This is a genomic window from Paraburkholderia sartisoli, from assembly GCF_900107685.1.
GTDB lineage: Bacteria > Pseudomonadota > Gammaproteobacteria > Burkholderiales > Burkholderiaceae > Paraburkholderia > Paraburkholderia sartisoli.
Genome location: NZ_FNRQ01000008.1, coordinates 205,877 through 223,453, shown reverse-complemented (window position 1 = coordinate 223,453; position 17,577 = coordinate 205,877). Strand labels below are relative to the sequence as shown.

The window sequence follows — 17,577 nt, the reverse complement described above, 5'->3', positions numbered from 1 at the left end:
ATGTTCACCGCCTTCGACTACGCTGTAATGGCGGTCATCGGCCTGTCGGCGCTACGCGGTACGTGGCGCGGGTTTTTGTCCGAAGTATTCGGGCTGATTGGCTGGATTGCCGCGTTTCTGGTTGCTTGCCGCTTCGTCGGCTATGTCGTGCCGTATGTCCCGGCTACGTGGCCGGGCGGCCCGCTGACCCAGTGGCTGATCGCCTTCGCGGTGATCGTGATCGGTGTGGTGCTGGTGGCAGGCGTCGCGAACGCGCTGCTCACCCGGCTGGTGCAGGCGACTGGCCTTTCCGGCGTCGACCGGTCGCTGGGTTTGATGTTCGGCCTCGTGCGCGGGGTCGTTCTGGTGCTGATTCTGGTCGCGCTCGCGGGACTGACCGAACTGCCCCGGCAGGAATTCTGGCAACACGCCTTGCTGCGGCCCTACGCCGAGAAAGGTGTGCAGGAACTGAAACCGCTGCTTCCCGAGACACTCGCTGCCTACGTCCGTGTGTGACGTTCAACGCAGGGCAGGCGTCACGGAAAGCCTGCAGCACCCCGGCATGGTCCGGCTGCCCTCGCGGCACCGGTCCCGGCCGTTACGAATTTTGTACCTTTGAAGGACATGCCATGTGCGGCATCGTAGGCGTAGTTTCTCAATCCCCGGTCAACCAGCTGATCTATGACAGCCTGCTGCTCCTGCAGCATCGCGGTCAGGACGCCGCCGGCATCGCGACGGCGAACGGCAGCAACTTCCACATGCACAAGGCCAACGGCATGGTGCGCGACGTGTTCCGCACGCGCAACATGCGCAGCCTGCCGGGCACCACCGGCATCGGCCAGGTGCGTTACCCGACGGCCGGTTCGGCGTCGAGCGAAGAGGAAGCCCAGCCGTTCTACGTGAACGCACCGTTCGGCATCATCCTTGCCCACAACGGCAATCTGACCAACTGGCAGCAGCTGAAAGACGAGATGTTCCGCGTCGATCGCCGCCACATCAACACCAATTCCGACACCGAAGTGATGCTGAACGTGCTCGCGCACGAGCTTCAGCTGTCGAGCTCGGGCCTGCAACTCGATCCGGCCGCGCTCTTCAAGGCGGTGTCGGGCGTGCATCGCCGGGTGCGCGGGTCGTATGCGATTGTTTCGCTGATCGCCGGTTACGGCCTGCTCGCGTTCCGCGACCCGTTCGGCATCCGTCCGCTGTGTCTCGGCAAGCAGGAAACGCCGGAAGGCGTCGACTGGATCCTCGCGTCGGAATCGGTGGCGATCGAGGGTATCGGCTTCGAATTCGTGCGCGACATCGAGCCGGGCGAAGCGGTCTTCATCGACCTCGAAGGCAACTTCCACGCGCAGCAATGCGCGACGGCCCCGAGCCTGAACCCGTGCATTTTCGAACTGGTGTATCTGGCGCGTCCGGACTCCGTGCTCGACGGCGTGCCGGTGTACAACGTGCGTCTGCGCATGGGCGATTACCTCGCCGAGAAGATCCGGCGCGAACTGCCTGACGTTCCCATCGACGTCGTGATGCCGATTCCCGATTCGTCGCGCCCGGCGGCGATGCAGGTCGCGAAGAAGCTGGGCGTCGAATATCGCGAAGGGTTCTTCAAGAACCGTTACGTTGGCCGTACGTTCATCATGCCAGGCCAGGCGGTGCGCAAGAAGTCGGTGCGCCAGAAGCTGAACGCGATGGGTATCGAGTTCAAGGGCAAGAACGTGCTGATCGTCGACGATTCGATCGTGCGTGGCACGACGTCGCACGAAATCGTGCAGATGGCGCGCGATGCGGGCGCGAACAAGGTGATCTTCGCTTCGGCGGCGCCGCCAGTGAAGTTCCCGAACGTGTACGGCATCGATATGCCGACGCGCGGCGAGCTCGTCGCCCATGGCCGCACCGATGAAGAAGTGGCGCGCATGATCGGCGCTGACCATCTCGTTTATCAGGACGTTGACGCGCTGAAGCAGGCGGTTCGCGATATCAACCCGGCGCTGAAGGAGTTCGAGGCGTCGTGCTTCGACGGCAACTACATCACCGGCGATGTCACGACCGAGTACCTCGATCGCATCGAGATGGCCCGTCTTGCGCCTTCCGCGCAATCGGACCGGGATGCGGCGAGCGAAGCGATCGACGGCGGCACTGCGCGTTCGCAATTGCACCTGCAACTGTCGGTCGAGTAAGGCTGCATGCGTGGCGCGATTGCCGGATGCACGGTACGCGCCGCGCGTGTTAGGATGGCGGCTTGCGTCGATTTGAACTCAGCTTGCGGACGCGGGGCAACCCAAAACAGCTAAAGCGAACGGTGGTGAAACAGCACTACGCCATCGACGCTCCAGCTTTCCCCCGCACATGAAGCCCGCTTATGCCGACGCAAAGCGGGCTTTTTTGTCGCTGCCGTCCGCACACGCGTGACCGGTTTCGTGCGTGTACGGACACCAGCTCAGGAAAACGGAAACAGAAAGAACATGGACAACTCCCTCAACTTCGACACCCTCGCCGTGCGCTCGGGCTCCGTGCGCAGCGAATTCAACGAACATTCGGAAGCGATCTTCCTCACGTCGAGCTTCTGCTTTTCGAGCGCCGCCGAAGCCGCCGACCGCTTCAAGCATTCCGAAGACTATTACACGTACTCGCGCTTCACGAACCCGACTGTGTCGATGTTCCAGGACCGTCTGGCCGCGCTCGAAGGCGGCGAGGCATGCATGGCCACCGCATCGGGCATGAGCGCGATCATGTCGGTGGTGATGTCGGCGTTGCAGGCGGGCGATCACCTTGTCAGTTCGCAGAGCCTGTTCGGCTCGACGCTCGGCATGTTCTCGCAGATCTTCAGCAAGTTCGGCATCACGACGACCTTCGTCGATCCGAACGATCTCGACGCGTGGAAAAACGCAGTGCGTCCCGAGACAAAGATGTTCTTCCTCGAAACGCCGTCGAATCCGCTCACGGAGGTTGCCGATATCGAAGCGATCAGCAAGATCGCGAAATCGGTGAACGCGCTGTTCGTGGTCGACAACTGTTTCTGCAGCCCGGCGTTGCAGCAGCCGCTGAAGCTGGGCGCCGACGTTGTCATGCATTCGGCGACCAAGTTCCTCGATGGTCAGGGGCGGGTGCTGGGCGGCGCGCTCGTCGGCTCGAAGCAGTTCATCATGGAAAAGGTGTTTCCGTTCGTGCGCAGCACGGGCCCGACGCTGTCGGCGTTCAACGCCTGGGTGCTGCTGAAGGGCATGGAAACGCTGTCGCTGCGGGTGGAAAAGCAGTCGGCGAACGCGCTTGAAATCGCACGCTGGCTCGAGGCGCATCCGGCGGTGAACCGCGTGTTCTATCCGGGCCTCGAATCGCACCCGCAATATGCGATCGCGAAACGCCAGCAGAAGGCGGGCGGCGCGATTGTGTCGTTCGAGCTGAAGGGCGATTCCCCCGAAGCGATGCAGGCGAATGCCTGGCGTGTAATCGACAACACGAAGATCTGCTCGATCACCGGCAACCTCGGCGATACGCGCACCACGATCACGCATCCGGCGACGACCACGCATGGCCGCGTGACGCCGGAAGCGCGGGCGGCGGCGGGCATCACGGAAGGACTGATCCGCCTCGCTGTCGGCCTCGAAAGCCCGGACGACATTCGAGCGGATCTGGCGCGCGGGCTGGCTGTTTAAATTGTATGAAACGGAGCGTTGGCGCTTCGTGGGCTTTGCTCACGCGCTGGCGCCTGTTCGCTTTGGCCGGGTGCGTGCTTCTGGTGTTTAGTGCTGAAGCGCGCGCCACTGGCCGGGCGCAAGCCCGAAACGCCGCGTAAACGCATGCGTGAACGCGCTCTGGTCGCCGAAGCCGATGTCGAGCGCGATGTCCGACAGCGTGTGCCGTGGGTCGGCCAGCAGCGTAAGCGACGTATCGAGCCGCAACCGTTGCAGATAACGATGGGGCGTTTCGCCAAACGCCTCGATGAAAAGCTGATGAAAGCGCCGCATTCCAAAGCCGCAATGCGCGGCGAGATCGGCGATGCGCAACGGCTCCGACAGACGTGCGCGCAGCCAGCGGTCGATGCGAACGAAATCGAGCCCAAAGGCGGGCGGCGCACCGGCGCCCGATGCCGTTGAACCCGTGGCGCCCGAATCGGACAGAATCGCCGCGCAGAGCCGCACAGCGGCATTCCAGTTGAACTGGCGTACCCGCGCTTCGTCGCCGGCATGCGCCGTGCCCGTGGCGCTGGCAGCGACGGTGCGTACGAGCTCGGTCAGCGAGCCGTCGATCCCGACAGCGCGTGCGCGGTCGAACAGCCGTTGCGGCACGGCCAGCGACGAAGCCGGCAGATCGAGTACTAGTTGCCGGTTCTCGCCGATGCCGGCGTAATCGTGACGCGCACCGGCGGGAATCAGCCAGGCTGAACGGCTGTCGATCTCCTGACCTACGCCGTTCACGGCCATCACCATCGCGCCGTCGAGCCCGAGTACGACCTGATGAAAGTCGTGTACATCGGTCGCTTCGATCGCGCCAAAGCGGCGCAATGAAACGGTGGGCCTGACGACGGCGGCGTGGTGATCCATCTTTCAGAACGCGAAAGCGGTCAGACGTCCAGCAGTTCGACTTCGAACACGAGCGTTGCATTCGGCGGAATCACGCCGCCCGCGCCGCGCACGCCGTAGCCGAGTTGCGGCGGAATGGTCAGGCGGCGCACGCCACCGACTTTCATGCCCTGCACGCCTTCGTCCCAGCCCTTGATGACCATGCCGCCGCCGAGCACGAAGGCGAACGGATCGTTACGGTCCTTGCTCGAATCGAATTTCTGGCCGTCCGTGAGCCAGCCGGTGTAATGGACGCTGACGGTCTTGCCAGCCTGTGCTTCAGTACCGGTGCCTTCGGTCAGGTCTTCGTATTTCAGGCCGGATTCGGTCGTGACAATCGACATGGGGAACTCCTCGAGACAGATCGTTCAAAACCGACATTGTAGGCGTGTTGCCCCTGCGGCCGCCAGCCAGCCATCCGGACTATGCCATCCGGCCGGGGGCGTTTCGCGGCGGGTGTGGCGCTGCCCGTGCCTATAATGCGGCATTGCTTTCGCGCACCCCCTTGCACACCAGGATTTCGATCGTGACAACGTTTTCCAGCGGGACCCAGCAACCCGCCACCGCACAGTCAGCCTCGCCGGGCAGTGAACGTACCGCGCATCTTTGCGCCGAGGCCGCGCTTTTCATGCGCGATCACGTGTTGTCCCTCGTGTCGCACGATCTGCGTAGTCCGCTGAACGCGATTCACAGCTGGGCCTATGTGCTCGAGCGCAAGCTCGATGCCGGCGACGCCACGGCGCAGCGCGCCATCACGGGCATCCGTGGCGGCGTCGAGCAGCAGGTCAAGCTGCTGGAGTCGCTCGTCGACGCGACACGTGCCGAAACGAAATCGCTGGCGCTTGACCGCGCGCCGTTTGCACTGGCCGCCATGATCGACGCGACGCTCGACGCGGTCCGCACACCGTTTGCCCAGGCGCGCGCGGTCACGGTCACGTCCGGTTCGGCACTCACGGGCGAGACGCTCGACGGCGATGCAGAACGTCTCGCGCAGGCCCTGTGGCTGATGCTGACGTTCGCCGTCGAATCCAGCGCCCGCGAAACCGGCGTCGCGCTCGAAAGCACGCTCGAAGGCACTCTGTGGCAGGCAACGGTCACCTGTACACCGGCGCCGGCCGCGCTCGACGACCCGGCGCTCCCGCATCTGCTCGAAGCGTTCGCGCGCCGTCAGGCGCAGGAACCGCGCGAAGCGGGGCGCATCGCGTGGATCCTGGCGTTGTGCAAACGCGTCGCCGAGGCTCACGGCGGCAAGTTCGAGCAGCACGATGAGACGCTCGTGCTGCGCATTCCGCTCGCCGCCGCATGACCGGATTCGCGCGCTTTAGTCGAGGGATCGGTTTTCAACGATCTTTCAACCTCTATACTGGCGACTTTTGTTTCTGGAGCCTTCTGCCTTGATTCAGGTCGTCGCCATTCTGGGTGCGCTGTTGCTGGTGGCACTCAACGGTTTTTTTGTCGCTGCCGAATTCGGGCTGGTGAAGTTGCGGCAAACGCGCGTGCAGACGCTCGCGCAAAAGCACGGCGTGCGCGGCAAGCTGCTCGCCAGGGTGCATGGCCGTCTCGATGCGTATCTCTCCGCGTGCCAGCTCGGCATCACGCTGGCGTCACTCGGTCTTGGCTGGATCGGCGAACCCGCGTTTGCCGAACTGCTGCATCCGCTCTTCGGGCTCCTGGGTGTCGAATCGGAGAAACTGATTCACGGCATCTCGCTCTTCTTCGCGTTTTCGTGCATCTCGTTCCTGCATATCGTGGTCGGCGAACTGGCGCCCAAGTCGCTGGCTATCCGTCAGGCCGAGAAGATCGCGCTGTGGGTCGCCATGCCGCTGTACGGCTTTTACTGGGCGATGTATCCGGCGATCTGGGTGCTCAATACCAGCGCGAACACGGTGCTGCGCATCGCCGGCCTGACGGCCGATCACGGTGGCGACACGCATTATTCGAACGAGGAACTCAAGCTGATCCTGCGTGGGCGCCGCGAAGGCGCGGCGGGCGGCATCGCGGCTGCGTCGGTGGCCTCGGCCGCGTCAGCTGCATATAGCCAGGACGAGTGGAACACGTTTGCCCATTCGCTCGATTTTTCGCGGCTGACGGTTTCCGACCTGATGCGCCCGGCGCACGAGATGGTCGGGTTGCGCCGCGACCTGCCGTTGCGCGACAACATGCAGGTCGTCGCGCGTCACCGGTTCAGCCGGTATCCGCTATTCGAAGATGCTACAGGCGAGCGCGTCGCCGGCATGATTCACCTGAAGGACCTGCTGCTGGCGCGTCAGGCGGGCAGCGTGCTGGAAGACCTCTCGCCCTATGCACGGCCCGTGCAGTACGTGCAGCCGAACATGCCGGCGCTGGAACTGTTTCGCCGTTTTCGCAAGGGCGCGCCGCATCTGGCGCTCGTCGGGCACAAGGGTGAAAAGCCCATCGGCTTTCTCACGCTCGACAACCTGCTCGGCGCGCTGGTCGGACAGATTCACGACGAGTTCCGTCAGGGCGACGCCGACTGGACGCGGATGGATGACGGCACGCTGATGGGCAAGGGCAGCCTGCCCGTGGTGTCGCTGGAACGCGCGCTCGGTATCGATATCGACGAAGGGCGTGCCGAATCGGTCGGCGGCCTCGTCATTCAGGCGCTCAATGATCTGCCGGTCGAAGGACAGCGCGTGTCGTTCGACCGTTTCGACGTCGTCGTCAAAAAGATGCGCGGGCCGCGCATCGTGCTCGTGCGCGTCTATCCGAAAGAATTCGAGGACGAAGGCGGCTGACGTGCGACCGGCGGCTGACAGCCGCCGTCACCGCTATTTGAACGCGCCTTTGCGCGCGTTCGCGTCCGGCAGCTGGCGCGTCTCGCGCACCGAACGCGGATGCCACAGCTTCGCGCCGCCTTCGATGCCGGCGTCGTTCGACACGATCGCCACGTTCGCCGGCAAGTCGAACTTCAGCCGCGCGGCGTTGCCGCCGCCAATCCACAGCTTGTCGTAGTTCACGAGCGAAGCGAGGATGCCGACGATCTTTTCCACGCGGCGGTTCCATCGCTTGTCGCCGGCTTTCTTGCGCGCGGCGTCGCCGATGTACTCGTCGTAGGCGCGGCCCTTGCTCACCGGGTGGTGCGCCAGTTCCAGATGCGGCATCAGTTCGCCGTCGCGAAAGAGGGCCGTGCCGGCGCCGGTGCCGAGCGTCAGCACGAACTCGATACCTTTACCTTCGATCGCGGCGAAGCCCTGCATTTCGGCGTCGTTGATCATGCGCACCGGCAGGCCACCCAGCCGTGCCGCGAGATTGTCCGCGAGCGGAATGTCGTGCCAGCCGGTCACGCCGAAGTGCGGCGCCGTCAGGATGCGGTTATTGCGCACGAAGCCGGGAAAGCCGATCGAGATCTGCGTCGGCGGATATTGCGCGACGAGCGGCGCAACCAGCGTGACCAGCGCATCGACGAGCTGGTCCGGCGTACACGGATGCGGCGTCGCCACGCGCACGCGCTCGCTCAACATGTGTCCGCTTGAGTCGATGATCGCTGCTTTCAGGCCGGTGCCGCCGACGTCGATGGCCAGGATCTGCTCCGCTGCGCTTCTGGTTTTCGGCTTGCGTGATGTCACCATGTTTTTCTCCTCTCCTGATGTGCTTCGTGTGGTGTGAGCCGCATTACTTCTTCTGGGCAGCGGTGTTCGCATCGCTCGCGGCGTCATCCGGCGCGAGCGGCCGCCACGCGCGTCCGTCGCGCGCGAGTAGCGCGTCGCTTTGCGCGGGCCCCGCACTACCCGCAGGATAACCTGCCACGGGCAACGGGCCGTTTTGCGGATGCAGCACGTCTTCCACGGCGGCCCAGCTCGTCTCGATGCCATCGGCGCGCTGGAACAGCGTGGCGTCGCCCAGCATGCAGTCGTACAGCAGCGTCTCATAGCCGACGTTCGCGCGCTCCGCGAAGAAGTCGGCATAGTCGAACGCCGATTGCACCGGGCCGATCTGCATCGCGGGGCCGGGCACCTTCACGTTGAAATCGAAGCGCGTGCCGTGCGCCGGGTCGATGCGCAGCGTCAGCACGTTGGGCGTCAACGTGTCGACGGGTGTGTCGCGAAACAGCCGGAACGGCACCGTTTTGAGGTGCACCGCGATCTCCGTGCGGCGCGAGGCGAGACGCTTGCCGGTGCGCAGATAAAACGGCACGCCCGCCCAGCGCCAGTTTTCGACGAACACGCGCGCCGCGGCGTATGTCTCCGTATGGCTGTCCGCCGCGACGTCGGGTTCCTCGCGATAACCTGGGCCGGCCGGGCCTTTCTCATACTGGCCGAGCACGACGTCGCGCGCGTGGAGCGGCTGGATCGCGTCGAAGATGTCGGCCTTCTTGTCGCGCACCGCTTCGGCATCGAAGGAATTGGGCGGCTCCATGGCCACCATGCCGAGCAGCTGGAACAGGTGATTGGGCAGCATGTCGCGAAACGCGCCGGTCTGTTCGTAGAACTTGCCACGCCCTTCGACGCCGATCGTCTCCGCCGCCGTGATCTGCAGGTGATCGATATATTCGCGTCGCCAGATCGGCTCGAAGATCGCATTCGCGAAGCGCACGGCGAGAATGCTCTGCACCGTGTCCTTGCCGAGAAAATGGTCGATACGATAGACCTGCGATTCCTTCGCATAGCCCAGGATGTGCGCGTTCAGATCGCGTGCGGATGCGAGATCGGTGCCAAACGGCTTTTCGATGACGAGACGCCGGAAGCCGCCGTCGTCTTCCTTCAGCAATCCCGCACGGCCGAGATGTTCGACGATCGGCTTGAAGAAGCGCGACGTGACCGCGAGATAAAAGATCACGTTGCTGCCCGCCGCGGCGCTGATCAGCTGCTTCAGGTTCGAGAACGTGTCGTCGGATTCGAATTCGCCGGCCACGTATTGCAGCCGCTGCGCGACCCAGTCCCACGCGTCTTCGTCGAATTGCGTGGTATGGAAGGTGCTCGCCTTGTCGGCGGCGAATTGCTGCAGCGACTTCTTGAGGTCGTCACGCCACTCGGCGGTCTCGCGTTCGCCGTGATTCACGCCGATGATCTTCATGCCCGAATCGAGCAGGCCATCCGTCGACAGGTTGTAAAGCGCCGGCATCAGCAGGCGTTTCGTGAGGTCGCCACCCGCGCCGAAGATCACCAGCGTACACGGCGGCGCGGGATGCCTGCCCGCGGACGAGGGCGCGGCGCCCGCGGGCCCCGAAGCGGCTCGCGCGGTGACACCGGCATTGGACGCGGTATTCACCGGCTGTGCTGCATTCGTTTCGTTTGACATGGGGCTCATTCCGTTAGGCCATACACTGGACGATATAGAAAAGACCGCAGTCGAAGCCGCACAGTTCAAAAAACACGCGGAATTTCACGCAGCGCAGGCATCCGGTCAAATCTTTGCAGCGGAGCGCCTTACTTCGTGACGAGCGCTTCTTCGGTTTCTCCCGCGACCGGCACGTTGCCTGACTGGCCCATTTCGCGCGGTTGCAGCAGCAGCGCGACGAGCCCGCTCCAGCCCGTTTGATGCGACGCGCCGACGCCACGGCCGTTATCGCCGTGAAAGTATTCATGGAACAGCACGAGGTCGCTTGAACGCGGATCGGCCTCCAGCAGCGGATACGCACCCATCACCGGACGATGCCCGTCGCGGTCTTTCAGGAACAGCGTGGTGACGCGCCGCGCGAGTTCGTCCGCGATCTCGTTTAGCGAAAAGCACTGGCCGGAACCCGTCGGATACTCGACGCGAAAATCATCGCCGTAATACCGGTGAAATTCGTAGAGCGATTCGATCAGCAGATAGTTGACCGGCATCCATACCGGCCCGCGCCAGTTCGAATTGCCGCCGAACACGCGTGAATCCGATTCCGCCGGCAGATACTTGATGCCAAAGCTGTTGCCGTTGTGCTCATACACGAACGGGTGGTCGCGATGCACGCGCGAAAGCGCCCGCACGCCGTGATCGGAGAGAAACTCGGATTCGTCGAGCACACGGCGCAGCAGTGCTTTCATGCGATGTCCGCGCAGCAGCGACAGCAGGAGGCTGTTGCCCTTGCCGGGTTCGTTCCAGCGCGACACGAGCCGCGCAAGATCGGGGCGATGTTCGAGGAACCAGACGAGCCGGTCACGCAGGCCGGGCAGGTCGCCGTGCAGGCGCTGTTCGAGCACGTGTACGGCGAAGAGCGGAATCAGCCCGACGATCGAGCGGATGCGCAGCGGCACCATCGTGCCGTCGGGCAGTCGCAGCTTGTCGTAGAAGAACTGGTCCTCCGAATCCCACAGGCCGGTGTCGCAACCGTCCTCGCAACTGACGGCTTCCGCGATGTACAGGAAGTGCTCGAAGAACTTCACGCCGATATCGACGAACACGTGATTCTCGTACGCGAGTTCCAGCGCGATGCGCATCAGGTCGAGCGCATACGCCGCCATCCAGGCGGTGCCATCGGCCTGGTCGATGTGGCCACCCGTCGGCAGCGGCGAGGAACGATCGAAAATGCCGACGTTGTCGAGGCCGAGAAAGCCGCCCTGAAAAATGTTGTGACCGTCGGCGTCCTTGCGGTTCACCCACCACGAGAAATTGAGCAGTAACTTGTGGAACACCAGTTCGAGGAAGTCGCGATCGGCGGTGCCGGTAATCGCACGGTCGATCTCGTAGACGCGCCACGTGGCCCACGCATGCACGGGCGGATTGGCGTCGCTGAATGCCCATTCGTACGCGGGCAGCTGACCGTTCGGATGCTGGTAGCGGTCCTTCACGAGCAGCAGCAACTGCCGTTTGGCGAACGCGGGGTCGATCAGCGCGAAGGCGGCCGCATGAAACGCGAGATCCCACGAGGCGTACCACGGGTATTCCCATTTGTCCGGCATCGACACGATGTCCGCGTTGCACAGATGCCGCCAGTCGGCGTTGCGTCCGTGCCGGCGGCGCGCGGCGGGTGCGGGCTGCGCCTGGTCGCCGTCCATCCAGCGCTGGACGTCGAACTGGTAGTACTGCTTGGACCAGAGCATGCCGGCGAGCGCCTGACGTTGAACGAGCCGTTTGTCGGGGTCGTCCATTTCGTGCTGCAGGGCCGCATAAAACTCGTTGGCTTCGGCAATGCGGCGCGCGAAGAGCGCGTCGACATCGAGCGGCACGTCATCCGGCCCCGACTCGCGTCGCCAGCGCAGGAACACGACCGCGCGGGCGTGCGGTCCCAGTTCGAGATGCACATGCGCACCCGCCTTCGTGCCGGCGTCGTGGCGCACCGCCTCGGCGTCGCCGTGGACGAGGTAATCGTTGAAGCCGTCCTTGAACGGACCTTTGCTGTCCGTGTTGTAAAGCCGCCGGACGTTCGTTTCGTTCTCGCAAAAGAGCCACGTCACTGCCGGCGTAATCGTCGTATCGTTCGACGGCTGGACCCACGCCGTGACGATGAGCGGATCGTGTCCCTGCATGCGCCCGACCAGATGCGGCGCGGCGTGCGAATCAGGGCTTCTTGTCAGCGACGGCTTGTCCTTGAGGCCCTTCCACGCCCACTTGTTGCGCGCCCAGATCTGCGGCAGCACGTCGAGCGAAGCCGCTTTGTCGGCGCGGTTCTCGACGCTCACGCGCATCACGATGTCGTCCGCAGCGTGCTTTGCGTATTCGACGTCGACGTCGAAGTAGCCGTTGTCGTCGAACACACCGGTGTCGAGGATTTCGTACTCGGGCATGTCGGCGCCGCGTCGCGCGTTTTCCTGGATCAGGTCGTCGTACGGATACGCCACATGCGGGTATTTGTAGAGCATGCGCATGTACGAATGCGTCGGCGTGCCGTCGAGATAGAAGTACAGCTCTTTCACGTCCTCGCCGTGATTGCCCTGTTCGTTCGTGAGACCGAACAGGCGTTCCTTGAGGATCGCGTCGCGGCCGTTCCAGAGCGCGAGCGAGACGCACCAGCTGAGCGTGTCGTCGCCGAAACCGGCGATGCCGTCTTCGCCCCAGCGATAGGCGCGGCTGCGCGCATGGTCGTGCGGGAAATAGTCCCACGCGGTGCCGTTTTCGCTGTAATCCTCGCGCACCGTGCCCCACTGGCGTTCGCTGAGATACGGGCCCCAGCGCTGCCAGCGGGCGCATTCGCTGGAATGCAGACGGCGGCCTTCGATGGTCTCGAGGATGTTGACGGCGCGCAGCGGTGACATAGACGTGTCCTTTAGCTTTGGCCCAGGCGGTCAGACGCACATCGTAGCGCGGTTTGGCTGCCCCGGGTCAGATGCGTGCCAGCAGACACTCCATTCGCAGCAGCTCGCCCAGCGACCACGCCTGGAACGGTGTGCCGCCAGGCGTGTGCGGCGCATCGCCGTCCGCCACCTCGGAAACGTGATCGAGGCCCGCGTGATCGAGATGCTCATGAAGCGGCGCCAGAAAGCCGGCTTCGGCTTCGGCGCGACTCACGCCATTCATCCCATGCACGCGCAGCCATGCTTCGACGAACGGGCCGAGCAGCCACGGCCACACGGTGCCCTGGTGGTACGCGCCGTCGCGTTCGAGCGGGCCGCCGCGATAGTGAGCGCAATAGCCGCGATCTGACGGCGCGAGCGTGCGCAGACCGACAGGGGTCAGCAGATGCGTTTGCACCTGTTCGACGACGGCGCGCGCGGCCGCGCCTTCGAGGAGCGCGAACGGCAGGCCGCCGACGGCAAAGATCTGGTTGGGCCGCAGCGCCCGATCGACCTGTCCCGCGACGTGATCGACGTCGATCACGTCGAAGAGCGCGCCCGTCGACGCATCGATAAAGCGTGCATTGAATGCCTGCGACGCACGTGTCGCGCGTTCCTGCCATTGCGCGTTCCATGCTGACGCAATGCGCAACGCGTTGATCCACAGCGCCTGGATTTCAACGGGCTTGCCGATGCGCGGCGTGACGACCCAGTCGCCGGCTCGCGCGTCCATCCATGTCAGCTGCGTGCCGGGTACGCCGGCGCGCAGCAGGCCGTCGCCATCCGCCGCGATACCGAAGCGCGTGCCCTGCGAATAGCCCGTGAGAATCGCGTCGACTGTCTGCTGAAGGCGGGTGCGGGTTGCGGGGCTCGCGTGATCCGTCGCGAGGTAGTCATGCACGGCAACCGCAAACCATAGCGACGCATCGACGGAGTTGTATTCGGGTGCGTTGCCGTAGTCGGGGAAGCGGTTGGGCAGCATGCCTTCGGAGAGCATGCTGGTCCATTCGAGCAGAATGGATTCCGCTTCGGCGAGCCGGCCCGATGTGATGAGGAGCCCCCGCATCGCGATGAACGTGTCGCGACCCCAGTCGGTGAACCACGGAAACCCCGCGATGATCGTATGGCCCGTGTTGCGCGACACGACATACGCATCGGCGGAGCGCCGCAGACGTGAACTGAACGCGGCGCGGCGCTGCTGTTCGATGTCGGCCAGTTCTACCGCGCGTTGTGCGGGATCGCTTGCGGCTTGTGCGCGCTGCGGGCTTTGCGTTTCTGGCGTGCCCTGTGTATCGGCGCTCAGGATCATGAGCGCTTCGCCGCTCACGAGATCGAAGGAAAACACGCCGGGCGTGGCGAGGTCTTCGGTGAAATCGAGCCCGCGTTCGCGCTCGCGGAGGTAGCAGAAGTTGCGATACCAGTCGGGCGCGTGCGCATACGTGCCATTTGTCGATGCGTGAATGGCCGGCAAGTCGCCGTAAGGCTGCCAGCTGACGCGCGACTGGTCCTGCTGCGCGTTGAAGTTGAACGCGGGATTCTCGTGATGCAGCGCGTGATAGTCGCGGCCGGAAAGCAGCGGCCGGACCTTCAGGATCAGGTTGTCCGCAAGCGCGCCGCTTCGTTCGCACCGCCAGCGCAGCACGGTGTCGCCGGTCGCCTTCGCGACGAACAGCTCGACGTTCAATGTCGTGCCCGTATCGATCCGCACGCGCCACGTGGGCCACGGTGCGGTGTCGAAGCTCAGGATCCGCGCCGCGATGTCGGGATAGATGAGGTCGGGCGCGTAGCGCTGCATCGTTAGCGGATAACGTTCGCCGTTGCCTTCGAGCCACGCTTCGATGCCGTTGACCAGCACGACACGACCCGCCTTCGACGCAGTGAGCAGCAGCGCGTGATAACGGCGCGTGCGCATCGTGCCCACCGTGCCCGATGCAAAGCCGCCGAAGGCGTCGGCTTCGAGCCATTCGTCTTCGAGTCGTGCGGCTTCGATGGGCGCGGCGATGCGGGTCATCGGTTCACGAACCGCACGAAATCATCGACGGTTGCGCATTGCTGCCCGATGGCGCGCGGCGTGCGCATCAGCGCCTGGATCATGGGTACGTCGTTGTTCGTCGAAGTCATGGGCTTGCGATGGAGGGGTTTATCGGCTTGCGGGCGTACATGTTCCCATGTGTGCGGAAGGCGTGGATCGATTGATTCTTCGTTCCTCAGTCTTTTGATGTGCAAACGCAGCATGCCGCGAGCCCGTGCGACATGTGATGACGCGGAATGACGCCGCGCGCCAGGCATCGGTTCAACAGGTTGCCTGCAACAAGGATGCCTGTCCAGTGGCGCCCCGTGTTCCGATCGGTTTCACCATTTTCGTTATATCCGATAGAATACAACGATGCGTCTGTTGAATGGCCCCTGAAAGGGCAGCAGGCGGTGAACATCACGGGGAGGTGCAGGTTGTCCCGCAGTCGACGCATGGTTGCTGATCGATCGATCTGGCCCGGTGAGCTTGCGGGCGATTTCGTGTCGACGATTACAGCTCTGAAACCCACATCGGACCTCGAACGTGCCGAGTTGATCCGCGACGTCGTGGATGCTTTCCGGCGCCTGCAGAACAGCGTGCTGCGCTTTGTCCAGATGTTCGCGGAAGATGGCGACGCGGAACTGGCCAGCGGTGCGGATGCGCTCGCGTTACACGAACTGCTTTCGATTCTGGCCCGCCAGGCCGAAGCGGCAGGCTTCGGGCGTCTGCGTGAACTGCGCGTGGCGATCAGGCATGCGCGCTCGGCAGGACAAAGCCGCGACGTCATTTTTTCGGCGTCGCTGAGCCTGAACGCCGAGGCAATGAACAAGGTCGTCAACGAATTCGAACGGCTCGACGCGACGTTCGTGGGTCTGTGCGTCGAGCATGTGCTCAACCGGCACTTTCCCCAGCGTCTGCTTGAGCGCGTTTCGTCCACGTAGCAAACATCGGATAACCCCGGACGTCGGCGCGATGTCAAGTTCGGAATTCGATTCGCTGTATACGCTAGTATATTTCGCTGAAATCGAGTCGTACGGTGGAGAAGCGCTGTCGATAGCGTGAACCCGGCCGTAAAAACCGGAACAGGATTCGAGGTCGTCATGCACACTCCGCCGTTTCGTCTCGCTCGCACGCCGGGCATCGTTCAGCCCGAAAAAGAGGCTGGAACTTACCCGCATGCAGGCGACGCTTGCTGTCAGCCCGCGCGGCCGCAGCTATCCAGCTTCAGGCGCCGCGTGCGCCTCGCTGAGCTCGACCCGCATCTGCACTGCTCGGTGATCGGCACCTGCCTGACGACACACGAACTGCGCAAGATCGTGTCGAAGTTCGCCAACGTGGACCGGGAACGTGCGAGCGACCTTGAGATTCACCACGCGGCAGTCGAGCTGGCGATGGAAGGCGGCGCGGGCGGCAAGGCGTTGCACAAGGCGCTGGATGAGCGCTACGCGGGCGCCATACGTCGTTTCGACAAGGCGGGCGACGCCGAAGCGCTGCTCGCGATGTGGGACGAAGCGCTCGGGAACGGTGACATTCCGCCCGCGTACTGGGCGCTGATGACGCATCCGCAAGCCACGATCCACGAGCGGCAGGTCGCGTTTGGCGCGCTGCATATGCTGTCGCATCTGGTGGGCGCGGCGAACCGCGCGGATATCCGTCGCCTTGTCGCGCTGGAAGCGGAGAACGCGACGCTGCGCGACAGGGTCGAGCGCCAGCAGAAGCGGTTGCACGAAATGAGCATCCAGCGGGACGCATCGATTTGCGAACGCTCGGCGCAGATCGCGCAGTTGACGGCGCAACTGGAGCGCAAGAGCGTGGGCAATGAAGCGGGCCTCGAGGCCGAGGTGTCGACGCTGCGCGATGCGCTCGCGACCCGCGATGCGCGCCTTGCGCTCCACACGAGCCGGCGCGAGGCCGCTGAACAGCGCGCGGCAAAAGAGCAGGAATACGCGCAGGCGCTACGCGAGAGTCTCGACGAGGCGCTCGCGCTGCTCGACGTCGTGCAGGCCGAGGCTGGTGCCATGGAGCGAACGATGCAGCTTTCCGCGGAAGCGCCCGACGCCCATCAGGCGCTGCTCGACGCGCTGGGCGGCAAGCGGATCGTCTACGTGGGCGGCCGGCCGGGCTCGAACGCGGCGCTCAGGCGGATCGTCGAATCGGCGGGCGGAGAGTTGACACTGCACGACGGCGGCGTTGAAGACAGAAAAGGCCTGCTGGCGGCGGCGTTGCCGCGTGCGGACATGGTGGTTTTTCCGGTCGACTGCGTGGACCACGATTCGATGAACATGCTCAAGCGCGTGTGCGAGCGCCATCAGGTCACGTATTACCCGTTGCGTACCGCGAGCATCGCGAGCTTCGTGGAACGGGTGACGCGCGCGCATGCGACGTCTCTTGCGGCAGGTGCGCCGCGCGCCTCGCGGTTTTGCCTGCGTCACGGTTGACGACAAGAGAGCGCCGCGACGCGTAGTCGATCCGCTCAGCGTTTGACGAGTCTGGTGAGCGCGGTGATCTGGGCCGCACATGCAGCGGCGGCCTGTTCTTCGATGTCACGGTAGAGGCGGATGATTTCTTCGCCAACAGGTGTGAGAACGCTGCCACCGCCGCTCTGGCCACCATGTTCCGAGACGGTGGCGGGCGACTTGAGCGAGCGGTTCAGTTCGTCCATCAGCAACCACGCGCGCCGGTACGACATGTTGAGGCTGCGTGCAGCCGCTGAAATTGAACCGTGCTCCCGCACGGCTTCGAGCAGCGAGACCTTGCCGGGCCCGAGCGCGATCGTGCCCGCCTGCTGGATGCGCATGCGAAAGCGCACCTCCGGCCGGGCTTTTGCCAGACTCTTCGTGTCGTTTGCGGGTTTAGCCATGCGCGAAAGCATACA

At 64.1% G+C, this 17,577-nt stretch carries 14 protein-coding genes; 7 read left to right on the top strand and 7 right to left on the bottom strand.

Features of this window, described 5'->3' with window-relative positions:
* The 3 genes from BLV45_RS22635 (at nucleotide 1) to BLV45_RS22625 (ending at nucleotide 3,632) form a co-directional block, all read left to right on the top strand.
* A complete protein-coding gene (locus tag BLV45_RS22635; RefSeq protein WP_090536736.1) occupies nucleotides 1-495 on the top strand; it encodes a CvpA family protein in 495 nt (164 codons plus the stop codon).
* A gap of 113 nt (nucleotides 496-608) precedes the next feature.
* Entirely contained in the window at nucleotides 609-2,156 is a 1,548-nt protein-coding gene (purF, locus tag BLV45_RS22630) for an amidophosphoribosyltransferase (RefSeq protein WP_090536734.1), read from the top strand.
* Between the two features lie 285 nt (nucleotides 2,157-2,441).
* A complete protein-coding gene (locus BLV45_RS22625; RefSeq protein ID WP_090536732.1) occupies nucleotides 2,442-3,632 on the top strand; it encodes an O-succinylhomoserine sulfhydrylase in 1,191 nt (396 codons plus the stop codon).
* Nucleotides 3,633-3,719: 87 nt separating this feature from the next.
* Here BLV45_RS22625 and BLV45_RS22620 read toward each other — a convergent pair whose 3' ends face one another.
* Nucleotides 3,720-4,520: a helix-turn-helix domain-containing protein gene (locus tag BLV45_RS22620; protein WP_090536729.1), complete on the bottom strand. Its 801-nt coding sequence runs from the start codon at nucleotides 4,518-4,520 to the stop codon at nucleotides 3,720-3,722.
* Between the two features lie 20 nt (nucleotides 4,521-4,540).
* Nucleotides 4,541-4,882: an FKBP-type peptidyl-prolyl cis-trans isomerase gene (locus tag BLV45_RS22615; protein ID WP_090536727.1), complete on the bottom strand. Its 342-nt coding sequence runs from the start codon at nucleotides 4,880-4,882 to the stop codon at nucleotides 4,541-4,543.
* Nucleotides 4,883-5,064: 182 nt separating this feature from the next.
* On the opposite strand from BLV45_RS22615, the gene BLV45_RS22610 reads away from it, so the two are divergent.
* Both BLV45_RS22610 and BLV45_RS22605 read left to right on the top strand, forming a co-directional pair.
* A complete protein-coding gene (locus tag BLV45_RS22610; RefSeq protein ID WP_090536725.1) occupies nucleotides 5,065-5,844 on the top strand; it encodes a sensor histidine kinase in 780 nt (259 codons plus the stop codon).
* Nucleotides 5,845-5,932: 88 nt separating this feature from the next.
* The gene (locus tag BLV45_RS22605; protein WP_090536723.1) at nucleotides 5,933-7,294 is read left to right on the top strand and encodes a hemolysin family protein; all 1,362 of its coding nucleotides are present in this window, start codon (nucleotides 5,933-5,935) and stop codon (nucleotides 7,292-7,294) included.
* 33 nt (nucleotides 7,295-7,327) lie between these two features.
* Here the strand turns inward: BLV45_RS22605 and BLV45_RS22600 are convergent, their stop codons facing one another.
* The 4 genes from BLV45_RS22600 to BLV45_RS22585 all read right to left on the bottom strand — a co-directional run bounded on the left by BLV45_RS22600 (nucleotide 7,328) and on the right by BLV45_RS22585 (nucleotide 14,699).
* Nucleotides 7,328-8,128, bottom strand: a complete 801-nt coding sequence (locus BLV45_RS22600) for an ROK family protein (protein WP_090536721.1) — start codon at nucleotides 8,126-8,128, stop codon at nucleotides 7,328-7,330.
* A 43-nt stretch (nucleotides 8,129-8,171) separates the two neighbouring features.
* Nucleotides 8,172-9,806 carry a glucose-6-phosphate dehydrogenase gene (zwf, locus tag BLV45_RS22595; RefSeq protein ID WP_090536718.1) on the bottom strand — a complete coding sequence of 545 codons (1,635 nt, stop codon included), beginning with the start codon at nucleotides 9,804-9,806 and terminating at the stop codon, nucleotides 8,172-8,174.
* A gap of 119 nt (nucleotides 9,807-9,925) precedes the next feature.
* On the bottom strand, nucleotides 9,926-12,670 hold the full coding sequence (locus BLV45_RS22590; RefSeq protein ID WP_090536717.1) for an MGH1-like glycoside hydrolase domain-containing protein: 2,745 nt from the start codon (nucleotides 12,668-12,670) through the stop codon (nucleotides 9,926-9,928).
* Nucleotides 12,671-12,737: 67 nt separating this feature from the next.
* Nucleotides 12,738-14,699, bottom strand: a complete 1,962-nt coding sequence (locus tag BLV45_RS22585; RefSeq protein ID WP_090536715.1) for an amylo-alpha-1,6-glucosidase — start codon at nucleotides 14,697-14,699, stop codon at nucleotides 12,738-12,740.
* Nucleotides 14,700-15,154: 455 nt separating this feature from the next.
* On the opposite strand from BLV45_RS22585, the gene BLV45_RS22580 reads away from it, so the two are divergent.
* Both BLV45_RS22580 and BLV45_RS22575 read left to right on the top strand, forming a co-directional pair.
* Nucleotides 15,155-15,643 carry a hypothetical protein gene (locus BLV45_RS22580; protein WP_090536713.1) on the top strand — a complete coding sequence of 163 codons (489 nt, stop codon included), beginning with the start codon at nucleotides 15,155-15,157 and terminating at the stop codon, nucleotides 15,641-15,643.
* A 159-nt stretch (nucleotides 15,644-15,802) separates the two neighbouring features.
* On the top strand, nucleotides 15,803-17,140 hold the full coding sequence (locus tag BLV45_RS22575) for a DUF2325 domain-containing protein (RefSeq protein ID WP_090536711.1): 1,338 nt from the start codon (nucleotides 15,803-15,805) through the stop codon (nucleotides 17,138-17,140).
* 35 nt (nucleotides 17,141-17,175) lie between these two features.
* Here the strand turns inward: BLV45_RS22575 and BLV45_RS22570 are convergent, their stop codons facing one another.
* The gene (locus BLV45_RS22570) at nucleotides 17,176-17,499 is read right to left on the bottom strand and encodes a winged helix-turn-helix domain-containing protein (protein WP_090536709.1); all 324 of its coding nucleotides are present in this window, start codon (nucleotides 17,497-17,499) and stop codon (nucleotides 17,176-17,178) included.
* Nucleotides 17,500-17,577: the final 78 nt, after the last annotated feature.

Bases quoted from the DNA above. Each gene is read 5' to 3' on its own strand.
- BLV45_RS22600 (WP_090536721.1), bottom strand. From the start codon at position 8,128: ATGGTGACATCACGCAAGCCGAAAACCAGAAGCGCAGCGGAGCAGATC.
- BLV45_RS22620 (WP_090536729.1), bottom strand. From the start codon at position 4,520: ATGGATCACCACGCCGCCGTCGTCAGGCCCACCGTTTCATTGCGCCGC.
- BLV45_RS22590 (WP_090536717.1), bottom strand. From the start codon at position 12,670: ATGTCACCGCTGCGCGCCGTCAACATCCTCGAGACCATCGAAGGCCGC.
- BLV45_RS22575 (WP_090536711.1), top strand. From the start codon at position 15,803: ATGCACACTCCGCCGTTTCGTCTCGCTCGCACGCCGGGCATCGTTCAG.
- BLV45_RS22635 (WP_090536736.1), top strand. From the start codon at position 1: ATGTTCACCGCCTTCGACTACGCTGTAATGGCGGTCATCGGCCTGTCG.
- purF (WP_090536734.1), top strand. From the start codon at position 609: ATGTGCGGCATCGTAGGCGTAGTTTCTCAATCCCCGGTCAACCAGCTG.
- BLV45_RS22570 (WP_090536709.1), bottom strand. From the start codon at position 17,499: ATGCGCATCCAGCAGGCGGGCACGATCGCGCTCGGGCCCGGCAAGGTC.
- BLV45_RS22625 (WP_090536732.1), top strand. From the start codon at position 2,442: ATGGACAACTCCCTCAACTTCGACACCCTCGCCGTGCGCTCGGGCTCC.
- BLV45_RS22580 (WP_090536713.1), top strand. From the start codon at position 15,155: ATGGTTGCTGATCGATCGATCTGGCCCGGTGAGCTTGCGGGCGATTTC.
- BLV45_RS22615 (WP_090536727.1), bottom strand. From the start codon at position 4,882: ATGTCGATTGTCACGACCGAATCCGGCCTGAAATACGAAGACCTGACC.
- zwf (WP_090536718.1), bottom strand. From the start codon at position 9,806: ATGAGCCCCATGTCAAACGAAACGAATGCAGCACAGCCGGTGAATACC.
- BLV45_RS22585 (WP_090536715.1), bottom strand. From the start codon at position 14,699: ATGACCCGCATCGCCGCGCCCATCGAAGCCGCACGACTCGAAGACGAA.